Source organism: Paenibacillus sp. J2R1T-4 (assembly GCF_059692235.1).
The window spans coordinates 1-12,875 of sequence record NZ_JCAUBA010000005.1 but is presented as its reverse complement, the minus strand read 5'-3'; the positions used below and the strand labels follow the sequence as shown (position 1 = coordinate 12,875).

Genomic DNA, 12,875 nt, shown 5'->3' with positions numbered 1-12,875 from the left:
GCATGAGCACTATCATACAAGTCAGAGACCTGTACATTCTAAGGAGGCGCTAACTTATATGATGCAATGCGGCATGTCCGAAGTTGTTGTCACTCCCCCTCTCGGAAGCTCAATCCCAGGATATCTGGAGGAGAGAAAGTCGAACCATATCATCGATGAACTGTATGCCAAAGCGATCGTGATACATAACGGAGAAGTTGCCCTGGCACTTGTGGTTATCGATGCCCTGTACTTGAGACAAATTGAGGTGGAACGAATCCGTCATCGGATTCAGCAGTTTGTACCCATTACGCCGGATCGGGTCATGATATCGGCTACCCACACTCATACGGGACCTCCAGTTCGTCCGGGGTTTGATGACAGTTTGAATCAATCGTATCTCGATTACATGGTAGAACGGACAGCGGATGCTGTAATACAGGCATATGAATTAATGAAGCCTGCACGAATCGGATGCGGCCGAGGCTTTGAGAACGATATCGCCTTCAATCGCCGATTCTTCATGAAGGACGGCAGCGTTAAGACGAATCCAGGCTTTTTGAATCCCGACCTTGACCGGCCAACTGGACCAACCGATCCAGAGGTGCTTGTGGTAAGAATCGACGATGAAGCGGGTAATCCGATGGGTGTCATTACTAACTTCGCCTGCCACACGGACACGGTTGGGGGAAAGGGAATAAGCGGGGACTTTCCAGGTGAGCTTAGCCGGAGGCTGAAAAACGCATTGGGCGAGCAAGTTATCAGCCTATTCGTACTAGGCGCTTGCGGCAACATTAATCATCTTGATTTCACTAAGCCGAAGACTTCCATCCAGAAAGGCCATACGAACAAAATGGGGCGCATACTGGCAGGAGAGGTGCTCAGGGTAAGGGAGAAAATAACTCCAGCAGAAGTAGAGGCTGAGCTTGGTCAATCGGCTCTGCAATCCTTCTTTCCTATTGAATACCGCAGGCCGACCCGGCAGGAATCTGAAGATGCTAGACAGCTTCTTGCTTCCAACACGGATTCTTGGAGTGACCGTTTTTTTGCCGAGCAGCTTCTAAGGGTGAATGATAATCCGCAAGATATCGCTCAGATTGAAGTGCAAGCGTTCAGAATCGGAGATCTGGCCATTGTCGGGCTTCCAGGTGAGATCTTCGTTGAATTCGGCCTTAAGCTTAAGGGAGACTCCCCTTTTCCTTATACTATAGTTAATACTTTGTGCAATAGTTCAACATTAGGTTATGTTTGCACACGGGAAGCTTATGAGCAAGGCGGGTATGAGCCCAAGCTTCGCAACATTCATCGCAACCCTCCAGGCGCTGGGGATTTGTTCATAGAGCATGCCTCTCGGCTGCTGAAGGAAATGGAGATATAATAGGAAACTAAATCGTTTTTTTTAGAAAATGAGTAGAATATGGGCTGTTTACAAGGCTATCGCGTTGCGATTAGCCTTTTTGTGTTTATTAGTAAGAAGGGGGAGTGTTTCGACAAGTTCCCCCAAAAAACGAAAGTGCCGTTCGAATACATTTGTACGGCACATTTAATAAAGATAAAGGGGATAAATATGAGCCTACAACAGTCATCTCAAAGTTTACCGAGACCAAGTTGGGGCAGCCGATTCTCCGGAGCATTTAGCAGGCTGGCCCGTTTCCGAGTTTTATTCCGCTGGATTATTGTGGTCTTGCTTATAGGAGTGGCAATCGGAATAGCAGCCGGAGTTTCCTGGGTGCGGTCCCTTGATATTAACAAGCTCTCGGTACCGGTATTAGCGCCTACTCAATTAATGGATCTGCACGGTCAAGCATCATCTGAGCTTTCCTCCGTTAAGGTTGAACGGGTGACGATTGACCAGATTCCATTGCATATGCGTCAGGCGATTGTTGCAGTAGAAGACAAACGATTCTATGACCATAGCGGGGTGGACGCGTTCGGAATTGTTCGGGCCGCTGTTCGCAATGTCCGTGAAGGCAGCACAGCGCAGGGCGGGAGCACGATCACCCAACAACTGGCGAAGAATGTGTTTCTGACGGCAGATAAGACCTTTTCAAGAAAACTTACGGAAGCGGGTTATGCGTTCAAGATCGAGTCGTCGTACGATAAAGATCAGATTCTTGAAATGTACTTGAACCAAATCTATTTCGGAGAAGGACAATGGGGGATTCAGAAGGCATCGAGGCGTTATTTTGGCAAAGACACGAAGGACTTGACACTAGCAGAGAGTGCGTTACTCGCAGCGCTGCCCAAAGCTCCCACCCGATACTCCCCGCTACGGAACAAAGAGTTGGCATTGGAGCGCCGGAATCTGGTGCTGGGGGTTATGCGTGAGGAAAACTTCATCTCAGAAATGGATTACAACCAAGCCAAGATGGAACCGATTCAGGTGCTGGTCGAGAAACCGCAAGATGATAATAGCTTGCTTGGTAAATTTGCTTCCTATAATGATGCCGTTGTAGACGAAGCGATTAAATTGTATGGTTTCACCGAGCGTCAACTGCTGGCAGGCAATCTTCGCATCTATACGGAATTGGATCCTGTAGTGCAACAGGCTATGGAGACAGCGTATAAGAACGAAAGTCTGTTCCCGCCAAGCGCACAAGATCAATTGATTCAGAGCGGAGCCGTTCTGATCGATCCTAGAACTGGCGGCATCCGCGGTGTTGTAGGACAAAGAGGGGAACATGTTTTTCGCGGCTTCAGTTACGCTACCCATCTGGAGCGGCAGCCTGGGTCAACCTTTAAACCGATCATGGTCTATGCGCCTGCATTGGAAAAGGGGTACACTCCTGAAACGATGCTTTACGATGGTCCATTGGACATTAACGGCTATAAGCCTCAGAACTGGGATCATCGGAACCGGGGACAGGTATCGCTCCGCGACGCCATTATTAAATCCTGGAATATTCCTCCCGTGTGGTTATTGAATGAGATTGGCTTAAATACGGGGAAAACCTTTGTGAAGAAACTCGGGATCCCGCTTGAAAAAGAAGATCACAATCTGGGTATGGCCTTGGGGGGCTTGTCAAAAGGCGTATCGCCGCTTCAGATGGCCCAGGCCTACAGTGTATTTCCGAATCGGGGAACTGTCATACCTGCCCACACAATAGTGAAGATTACGACATCGGACGGTAAGGTGTTAGCTGAAGCCAAGCATCAGCCTCAAAAGGTTATGTCTGAGGAGAACGCTTATAAGATGACCGAGATGCTGACTGCGGTAGTCGCTGAGGGAACCGGGACCAGAGCAGCTATGGACCGACCGTTGGCGGGTAAGACAGGGACAACGCAGCTTCCTGATGATCCGCAATTCAAAGGAATTGATGGATCCAAGGATGCGTGGTTTGTAGGTTATACGCCGGAATTGGTCGGTGCGGTGTGGCTCGGTTATGACCAGACAGACAGTCAGCATTATTTATCGACTTCAGGCGGGCAAGCTCCGGCCTACATTTTCAAAGAAATGATGAGCTTGGCCTTAAAGGATGTTCCCGCATCAGCGTTTACTGTTCCCGAAAGCATAATGCTGGCTCAGCAAGCAGCCCTCCATGCAGCGCAGCAGGAAGAGCGTAAGAAACAGGGAGAGAACAAGAAGAAGGAAGAGAATCAGAAGAAGGAAGATAAAAAGAGATTCGAAGAGCTTAACGAAGAGCGTAAAAGGCTGGAAGAGCGTATGAAGGAAGAAGCCCGTAAGCGGATTGAAGAGCTTAAGAAGCAAGAGGAACGAAGAAAAAAAGACGATCGCAAGAGAAAAGACGATGATTAACTCTATAACTTAAAAAGAAACCTCTGGAAGATGAAGATTCCAGAGGTTTTTACTACTCCTTAACTGACCCAACCACTAAGCCTTTGACGAAATACTTCTGCAGGAATGGGTACACGATCAAGATCGGCAAGGCTCCGATGAAGATTTGTGCGGCTTTTACGGTATTGTTGGAGATGTTCTCCAGCTCGCGCCCCAAGGAAGACAACTGTGTAGAATCAAGCTGTATCAGAATGGTCTGCAGAAACGTGGCCAGCGGATATTTCTCAATGTTGTTCAGATAGATCAACCCATCGAACCAGGAATTCCAATGCCCGACCATTTTGAATAAAGCAAGGGTAGCGATAGCAGGCAACGATAGCGGAAGATAGATGAGAGTGAGAATTTTCAGTTGCCCCGCTCCATCGATCAGAGCCGCTTCTTCCAAGGCATGTGGTATACTACGGAAGAAATTCAGCAACAGGACCAGCAACCAAACATCGATTGTCCCCGGCAAAATTAGAGCCCACATGGAGTTCATAAGACCGAGCTTCTGAATTACAATATAGGTTGGGACGAGTCCGCCGCTGATCAATAGTGTGACTACGAAAAACCAGGAGTACCATGTACGGCTGCGAAATATGCCAGAATCCTTCGACAGCGGATAAGCCGCGAGAAAAATTACGATCATAGCGACGGCGGTGCCAAGAACGGTCCGTTGTACGGAAATCCACAAGGAGTTAAGGAAATTTTGATTGGACAACGTTTTCTTATAAGCATCCAAAGTAAAGTCAATGGGAATAAGTCCAACCAGATTGGCATTGGCTGGCGCTCGCCCGCTGAAGGAGACTGCCAAAGTGTGAATAAGCGGCAGCACGCACAGGAAGGCGATAAGCGCGAGCACAACATAGTTGAAATAAGTGAATATTCGATATGATAACGTTTTGTGGTACAAAGGTGCGCCTCCTTAATCTAGAAAATCCGATAATTAGCTGTCTTGAGAGCGACTCGATACACGGAGAGAATCAGAATACAGCTTACGACTGATTTGAATAAACCTATTGCAGTAGCGAAGCTAAGCTTTTGTCCGAGAATCCCTACACGGTACACATATGTGTCTATAATGTCTCCCTTATCGTAGACAAGCGGATTATACAAATTATAGATTTGATCGAAGCCGGCACTAAGAATGCTGCTAAGCGATAAAGTGGCGCATACAGTCATGATGGGGACGAGCCCGGGAAGCGTAATATGCATCGTTTGTTTCCAACGGGTAGCGCCATCAACTTCAGCAGCTTCATATAACTCCGGATTGATACCTGCCAGGGAAGCCAAATAAATAATCGTGCTGAATCCGAATTCTTTCCACACCTCACTTGTGACGACCGTGAATCGGAACCAGTCACCGTTACCGAGGAAGAAGACGGGAGAAATGCCGAACCAGTCCACCAACACCCGATTGACCAGTCCGCCCTGAGGGGATAACAGATCTACCAGAATGGCTCCAAGAATAACCCAGGACAAAAAGTGGGGCAAATAAACAAGGGTTTGCACTAGTCGTTTGAATGCCATTTTACGTACTTCATTTAGCATTAGAGCGAAGACAACTGGAACGATAATCATTAAGATGATTTTCATGGACGCAATCAGAAGAGTGTTCCAGATCACTTGCAGGCTGTCCGCCCGATCGAACATCAATCGAAAATGCTTCAGTCCTACCCAATCCGATCCGCTGATTCCCAGATAAGGCTTGTAATCCTGGAATGCAATGACGACCCCGAACATCGGCAAATAATGGAATAATAAGGCAAGAATAACGGCGGGCAGAAGCATCAGATGGAAGGGCCATGTTCGGTGCAATCTGTATAGCAGCTTCTTTTTCACTCTTGGTTCGAGCGCTGTCCCCGTATGTGTTGTAGACTTCATTTGGTACACCTCTCTCTAGGACGCATTGGCTGACGACAACATTCTAGCATAGCGAGAGGTGCGGAAATATACCGTTTTCTTAACACGGGATGATGTTTTATAAAGACGATGTGAAGAACAGTATGGAATGTTAATAATGCAACATGGAGAGTTAACAATGTGTTATTTCCCTGGTCTGATGAATCCTTTACGATTTGAGTGTAAGTCAACAATACAAGTTCAGGGGGAGAGCACGTGCGTTTAAAAACGAAGAGATTAATTGTGGCAACCCTAACCGTTGCTTTGGCAGGGACATCGATCGGCTGCTCGTCAGACAGCGGCAACGGGAAGACTGAGGCATCACCAACTCCAAATGTGGTGAACGGAAAATTCGACCCGCCCGTAACGATTACAACCGTAAGAGGAGTGCCGAGTGCAGCTACATTCAAGAACGGTGAGACAATCGAGGACAACGTACACACTCGGTGGGCGAAAGAAACACTCGGGATTGAGATCAAGAGCTTATGGTCAGTCGTCAATACGAACAGCGCTTACGACACGAAGCTGAAGCTTGCTCTTTCTGCCAATGAGCCTATGCCCGATATCGTACATGCTACAGGGGAAATGGCAAGGCTCTTGATCGAGTCAGGCCGCTTCCAGGAAGCAGGGCCTTTGTTCGACAAGTACGCCAGTGACACGTGGAAAAAAGCTATGAATGAGGACCCGACGGTATGGTATGAGTTCTCCAGGGATGGGAAACGCTACGGTATTCCTGCTCTCGACTATGACTATAACAATGATCCGGTCATGTGGGTTCGAGATGACTGGATGAAGAAGCTGAACTTGCAGCAGCCGAAGACGATCGACGAGTACGAGAAAGTACTCGATGCGTTCACGAATCAGGATCCGGATGGAGATGGGCAGAAGAACACCTTTGGCCTATCAGTCGGCTTTAAGAAGTCGTATGGCAATCACTTTGGAGTAAGCTGGCTCTTCGGAGCATACGGTTCCATACCAGGAGCTTGGTTGAAGGGCGCCGATGGAAGTCTTGTCTACGGTTCTGTGCAGCCTGGTGTCAAGGAAGGGTTAGCCAAGCTTAAGAGCTGGGTAGCAAAAGGCTATATTCCGATGGAAGCGCCGGTCTGGGATGAAGCTAAGGCAGGTTCCTATGTATCCGCTGGAAGAGCGGGAAGTTTCACAGGTCCATATTGGTCTGAGGCTTGGCCGATGGGTGACTTAACCAAGAACAATCCGAGTGCAGAGCTTGCGACGTACCAGCTGCCTGTAGGGGCTAATGGCAAGAGTATGCATTTTGCAACACATCCTTATGCTGGAGCCATCTTCATCAATAAAGAAATGAAGAACCCGGAAGTTTTCTTCAAATATGGAAATTTCCTGTTCGACAACATTGCGGATCCCAAAGCAGGCAGCGAATATGAGAACGGTTGGTCCAAAGGATACGATTGGGACATTGTGGACGGGAAGGTGACCACAGACCTCAAAAAAATTCCGGGCGGCGGCGTTCGGGTGTTCTTCTACAGCTTACTGATGGGTCAAGGACCAAGGATTCCATCACAGAACATCCAGGCGCTCGTTAACCTGGCGAAGAATGGCAAGCCTCAGACGCCTTATGAGCAATATTGGTCGCAGCTGGCTCCACCGATTGAGATCAAGTCCTCGAGCAATGTATGGAACCAACGTCAGAACCGGGTCATGAATGCTTTCACAGGCGGGTCTACAACGACGATGATGGACAAAGGCGACTACTTGAACAAGCTGGAGATGGAAGTGTTCAGTAAAATTGTTTTCGGGAATGAGCCGATTGAGGCTTACGATAAGTTCATAACAGATTGGAAAGCGCAAGGCGGCGATGCCATCACCAAGGAAGTGAACGAGTGGTACAAGAGCGTTACCAAAAAATAGCATAACGGCAAAGGGGACTTCGTCAAGACGAGAAGCCCCCTTTGTTCAGCCTTTTATTCTTGTCACGGCAGGAATCTGCCCCCTCACGAAGAAGGCTATATGGGCATCCAGTTGTAGAACATCGTGAGGAAAGGTGAGAGCGTATGGACAAGAAGGTTACGATCTTTACCAAAATCGTCATTATGATTATGGGCGTGCTTGTGCCTGTCGTCTTAATTTTCGCTATATCGAATCAGACTGCGGTCGTGGTCATTGAAGAAGAAATGAAGAAAAACAACGTGAATCAGCTGCGGTTTCTTCATCAACAGATGGAGGAGAAGATCGAGCAAATCTCGATTAACTCGATCGCTATGTCGAATGACGCAGCGGTACGAGAGCTGGAGTTCCAGTATCAATCCGGCTTGAACTTCGATCGTCAGCGGCTGATGCGGATGATTCTGGACAATATCACCCTGCAATCTGGCATTAATGGTTGGATGACGGACATTACGGTCTACTCGAGATTAACTAAGGAAGTCATCTCCACTTCCAATTCTACCTTCGATTTCAATGATGGGAATCTTGTTAGTGAGATCACCAAGGGGTGGCATTATTCCGACCAAGTGAATGGGAGGGCCAAGAACCCGGAGTTCGTGTGGTATTCGGTGCATCCGATAACAGCCTTTGAGAATCCGTCAGCCGCTAAGTTGATTATTAAAACTACGTTTCTGCCCTATTACTTACAAAATATGTTAGATCAATACAAAGTGGATGGACAAGGGGATCCTTTCATTTATCATCCTCAGTACGGCATTATCGCCAATCGGTCATTGAACCGTACAAGCTCAGAGGACCTCATCAGACAGTTGAACAACCAGAAGATGGAGTCATCCCGAACCCATTTTGAAGTAGAGATGAATGGCAGGCAATCGTTAGCGAGCTACATTCAAATGGAAAGTCTCGGTTGGTATTTGGTAGACTCGGTGCCGATGGAAGAAATTTTGTCCCCTGTAACGAAAACCCGCAATCTGTTCTATGGCTCAACGATTCTTTTGCTGCTTCTTAGCGTATTGGCGTCGTATATGCTGTATCGCAATGTGCAGGTGCCTATTCTTGCTTTGATCCGGCATGTGCAGAGGATTAAGCGGGGTGATTATGCTTCCAGAGTTAAGCTGAACGGAGGAACAGAATTTGCTTATCTCTTCGATCGGTTTAACGAGATGACAGAGGAAATTCAAGATTTGCTTGGAAAAGTGATGGTGGAACAGCTACGCTCCCGAGAGGCAGTATTGAAACAGCTGCAATCGCAGATCAATCCCCATTTTCTGTACAATTGTCTGTTCTTTATTAAAAATATGGCCCGTATGGGAGACGAAGAAGCCGTTGTTGCGATGTCTCTGAATTTGGGTGAGTATTTCCGCTATACGACCAGGCTGGGGAATCAGACCGCAACCCTGGCCGAAGAGCTCTCGGTCATCGTCAATTATCTTGAAATTCAGAACTTGCGCATGCGCAGAATCACCTATGATATTGATGTTCCTGAAGAGATGAAAAGGATTAGTATCCCCCGTCTGTTATTGCAGCCGCTGGTAGAGAATGCTATCTTGCATGGAATTGAGCCTAAAGACGGGAAGGGCCATGTACGGATTTATGGGGAAATCGAGAACGGAGAGTACCGTCTCTATGTTGAGGATAATGGTTTAGGTATGGATCCTGAGAGACTCGCTTCGGTACAGCTTGCAGTAAACCGGAATGAGAACGAGGGGGAAGGCGGTTTCGGATTCGGACTGTGGAATGTGAACCAACGAATTAAATTGACTTTTGGAAATGGGACGGGTCTTTTCTTCTCACATGGGAAGGAAGGCGGCGTTCGGGCAATGATCGTAATGCGTACCGGAGAGGAGGAGAAGTCCAATGTTTCAACTGTTAATCGTGGATGATGAGCCTTCTGTTGTAGATGCCCTTGCACATACTTTCCCTTGGTCTGACTATGACATCGAAGAGGTATTATGCGCCTATTCGGGGCGGGAAGCGCTGGAGTTAGTCAAACGACATGTAATCGACATTGTGATTACCGATATCCGAATGCCTGGTATGGATGGGATTCAATTGATCGAACAAATTCGTAAATTCTCAAGGCAGACAGAGATTATCCTGTTGACAGGTTATGCAGAGTTCGACTATGCCAAACGTGCGCTCCAACTGAACGCATCTGACTATTTATTGAAGCCGGTAAGCGATGAGAGCTTGACCGAATCCATCGCAAAGGTGATTCGGAAGCTGAAAGTGGAATGGGAGGAAGCAGCCTCCTTTCAAAGAACAACTCAGCTGTTGAAGGAGCATCAGCCTGCACTGAAAGCAGAATACCTGGCTAATCTTCTGGAAGGGGGCAGGTTGGATGCCAAAGATAGTTTACCGCTTATCGATGCCCCTTTCACAATTGGAGATCCGGTCGTTCCTGTACTGATTCGGTTGGAAGGTCATTTCTCCCAATACAATCACCGTGATCGTCTGCTTATGGAATATTCGATTCTGAATATGGCTGAAGAAACACTTGGTCTGTACTTTGAGCTTTGGTCCTGCAGGGATCGATATGATTATTTGTTTCTGGCATTGATGTTGAAGGAAAGTGAAGCGGCAGAGGATGGCAATGAGCTGCTGCCCCGGTTATGCAGCCAGCTTCAATATAATGTTCTGCGGTACTTGCAGGGGGACATCTCCATTGTTATTGGGAATAGACTTGCCTTCCCTGATGAGTTATCAGCGGGTTATCAATCCACCGTCAAAACGATGCGCCGCCGAATCGGCAAAGATGTCGGTCTGCTCATGAACGTGAATGATCCCGTTGAGGAGCAATATATCCCAACTTTAAAGACGCTGCACGAGCCCCCATCGATTATTCATTTGTTTGAAGCGGGTCGATGGGAGGAAGCAGGTCTGAAGCTTGCCTCCGTGTCGGATGAGCTCGATCACGCATGGAATGATTCCCCGGAGCTGTTAGCGGAGATGTACCACACGCTCGCATCTGCCTGCTATCGGTACGCACATGTTAATGGAGAGACACTGGCCCAGTTGTTTGAACGAATTGGAGAGAAAGACGGGATTCCGGAGCTCGGTACGCTGCTTTCTGTCAAGCGGATGAAGGAATGGGCAGTTGGTTTATGCGTGAAGCTTGCTAGCGGGAACACAGAGGAAATTCGCCATTCCAGGACATTCGTGGTGAATCAGGTCAAAGATTATATTCACGATCATCTATCGGAAGACGTATCCCTTCATATTCTTGCCGATCAAGTGAATCTTCATCCCGTTTATTTGTCCAAAGTATTCAAGCTGGAGACCAAGGAAGGGATTAAGGATTATTTGCACCGAGTAAGGATGGAGAAAGCCGTTCATTTGCTCAAGAACAGCGAGCTTAGAATTTATGAAATCACAACAGAGGTCGGCTATCTGAACACTCCTTATTTCATTAAGGTGTTCAAGAAGGAATTTACCATGACACCACAGGAATTCCGCGACAATCAAGCTGCTCATAAAGGATAATTTTTTTCAAAAGAACAGGAGGCAATGTTAATGGTTGATATACAAATAAAGCTTGGTGAACCCGCTGGAACTATAAAAGCACTTCACGGCGTGAACAACGGGCCGGTCTGTTACGGTTCCCTTATCGATGTGTCGGATTACTTCCGTGAAGCGGAAATTCCACTCGTTCGTATTCATGATCCGAATTGGCCTCATGCTTGGGAGGTAGACATCCACACCATATTTCCGGATTTCAGTAAGGATGCGGCGGATCCGGCCAACTATGATTTCTCGCGAACCGATGAGTATCTCCAGACTATATTGGAAACTGGCGCGAAGATCGTATACCGTCTCGGCGAAAGCATTGAACATACGAAGAAGAAATATTATGTGCACCCTCCTGAGGACTATGAGAAATGGACGCAAATTTGCGTGAATATTATACGTCATTATAATGATGGCTGGGCGGACGGCTTCAACTATAATATTGACTATTGGGAAGTGTGGAATGAACCGGATCTGGATGAGCGGATGTGGTCGGGTACTCCATTACAGCTCTACGAATTGTATGAAGCAACGGTTACTGCCATCAAAGCATACAATTCAAATCTCAAAGTAGGCGGCTATGCGGCGGCGAGGCCAAAGCTGCCCTTCTTGACTGGCTTTCTGGATTATTGCCAAGAGAGAAGCTTGCCGATTGATTTCTTCACCTGGCACACATATACAGCCGATCCGTATAAAATTGTCGAGCATGCGCACCACGTCAGATCTGAGCTAGATCGACACGGTTATACGGCTACCGAGAGCCATCTGAACGAGTGGAATTACCTCGAGTCTGATTTCACGAAGATATGGGCGAGAGGCAATGAATATGTACGCAAGAGCAACTTCGATCGGCAAAAGAATGCAGTCGGTGCGGCGTACACCGCTACCGTGCTGACCTTGCTTCAGGATTGTCCGGTCGACGCGGCCAACTATTACGACGGGCAGCCAACTGCCTTGTTCTGCGGTCTCTTCGATTATCATGGTGTTCCGCAGAAGACGTACTACACCTTCAAAGCATTCCAACGGATGACGAAGCATGCGTCGCGAGTAAAAACGATCGTGGACGAGAAAGCGTCCAAGGTTACGTGCCTGGCCGGCTTGAACGATGCCGGCGGCGGTGCTGCGCTGATCAGCAGCTACGGCGGCAATGCGCGTCTGCACTCGATTGCCTTCGATGGACAGGAAACCTCTATCGAGCTTCGCATCTACACGGTAGATGATGATCACCGTCTTGATCTGCGGGAGAAGCGCATAGTTGCAGTGGGGCAGGATACAAGCTATTTTCTACCCTCCCACAGTGTGACTCTGCTCGAGTGGTCGGAAGTGAAAGAGTAGGATCAAGTAAGAGCGAAGGAGCAGAGCATAGTCGTATGCATCTGCTCCTTATGTGTTTGAGCATAGTAATTTGAATAGATTTGATTGATAGGGCTCTGAATGGTTGCTTTGACAAGGAACTGCGCAGGGTTTTTCTATTAAGTATATGACTCTACTTTCATAGTAATATTTTTCCACTTGCAAACCATAGGTTGTCCGTGTTACATTTGTATTCCGGCCGAGAGAGATACACGCCGGGAACGAGATTGTTCCTTGAAAACTGAACAACGAACGTGCAAGTTTTAACGGCCATATGGCCAAAAACAAGCTAGACTCGTTTTAAGAGCAAGTCAAATTTCTACCTTTATGGAGAGTTTGATCCTGGCTCAGGACGAACGCTGGCGGCGTGCCTAATACATGCAAGTCGAGCGGATCATTCCTTCGGGAATGGTTAGCGGCGGACGGGTGAGTAACACGT

The 12,875-nt window shown here is 47.7% G+C and carries 8 protein-coding genes and 1 rRNA gene; 7 read left to right on the top strand and 2 right to left on the bottom strand.

The genetic code is table 11. From position 1 onward, the window contains the following. Positions 1-58: 58 nt before the first annotated feature. Positions 59-1,357, top strand: coding sequence for a neutral/alkaline non-lysosomal ceramidase N-terminal domain-containing protein (locus AC58QD_RS10720; protein WP_497332920.1), 1,299 nt, complete (start codon positions 59-61; stop codon positions 1,355-1,357). Between the two features lie 189 nt (positions 1,358-1,546). Then, on the top strand, positions 1,547-3,736 hold the full coding sequence (locus tag AC58QD_RS10715) for a transglycosylase domain-containing protein (RefSeq protein WP_497332918.1): 2,190 nt from the start codon (positions 1,547-1,549) through the stop codon (positions 3,734-3,736). A gap of 52 nt (positions 3,737-3,788) precedes the next feature. Here AC58QD_RS10715 and AC58QD_RS10710 read toward each other — a convergent pair whose 3' ends face one another. Together AC58QD_RS10710 and AC58QD_RS10705 are read right to left on the bottom strand one after the other, a co-directional pair. Next, entirely contained in the window at positions 3,789-4,667 is an 879-nt protein-coding gene (locus tag AC58QD_RS10710; RefSeq protein WP_497332916.1) for a carbohydrate ABC transporter permease, read from the bottom strand. Between the two features lie 17 nt (positions 4,668-4,684). Then, positions 4,685-5,638 carry an ABC transporter permease gene (locus tag AC58QD_RS10705; protein WP_497332914.1) on the bottom strand — a complete coding sequence of 318 codons (954 nt, stop codon included), beginning with the start codon at positions 5,636-5,638 and terminating at the stop codon, positions 4,685-4,687. 234 nt (positions 5,639-5,872) lie between these two features. Between AC58QD_RS10705 and AC58QD_RS10700 the strand changes: the two genes are divergently transcribed. The 5 genes from AC58QD_RS10700 to AC58QD_RS10680 all read left to right on the top strand — a co-directional run. Next, entirely contained in the window at positions 5,873-7,540 is a 1,668-nt protein-coding gene (locus AC58QD_RS10700) for a type 2 periplasmic-binding domain-containing protein (RefSeq protein ID WP_497332912.1), read from the top strand. A gap of 143 nt (positions 7,541-7,683) precedes the next feature. Then, complete coding sequence (locus tag AC58QD_RS10695) at positions 7,684-9,459, top strand: sensor histidine kinase (protein WP_497332910.1); 1,776 nt, start codon at positions 7,684-7,686, stop codon at positions 9,457-9,459. Continuing rightward, a complete protein-coding gene (locus tag AC58QD_RS10690; protein WP_497332908.1) occupies positions 9,434-11,059 on the top strand; it encodes a response regulator in 1,626 nt (541 codons plus the stop codon). The genes AC58QD_RS10695 and AC58QD_RS10690 overlap by 26 nt, the downstream gene beginning before the upstream one ends. 30 nt (positions 11,060-11,089) lie before the next feature. Next, positions 11,090-12,418, top strand: coding sequence for a GH39 family glycosyl hydrolase (locus AC58QD_RS10685; RefSeq protein WP_497332906.1), 1,329 nt, complete (start codon positions 11,090-11,092; stop codon positions 12,416-12,418). A 342-nt stretch (positions 12,419-12,760) separates the two neighbouring features. Then, a 16S ribosomal RNA gene (locus AC58QD_RS10680) occupies positions 12,761-12,875 on the top strand; the annotation flags it as partial.

Coding starts and splice junctions, on each gene's coding strand:
- AC58QD_RS10690 (WP_497332908.1), top strand. CDS start 9,434: ATGTTTCAACTGTTAATCGTGGATGATGAGCCTTCTGTTGTAGATGCC.
- AC58QD_RS10715 (WP_497332918.1), top strand. CDS start 1,547: ATGAGCCTACAACAGTCATCTCAAAGTTTACCGAGACCAAGTTGGGGC.
- AC58QD_RS10705 (WP_497332914.1), bottom strand. CDS start 5,638: ATGAAGTCTACAACACATACGGGGACAGCGCTCGAACCAAGAGTGAAA.
- AC58QD_RS10720 (WP_497332920.1), top strand. CDS start 59: ATGATGCAATGCGGCATGTCCGAAGTTGTTGTCACTCCCCCTCTCGGA.
- AC58QD_RS10685 (WP_497332906.1), top strand. CDS start 11,090: ATGGTTGATATACAAATAAAGCTTGGTGAACCCGCTGGAACTATAAAA.
- AC58QD_RS10695 (WP_497332910.1), top strand. CDS start 7,684: ATGGACAAGAAGGTTACGATCTTTACCAAAATCGTCATTATGATTATG.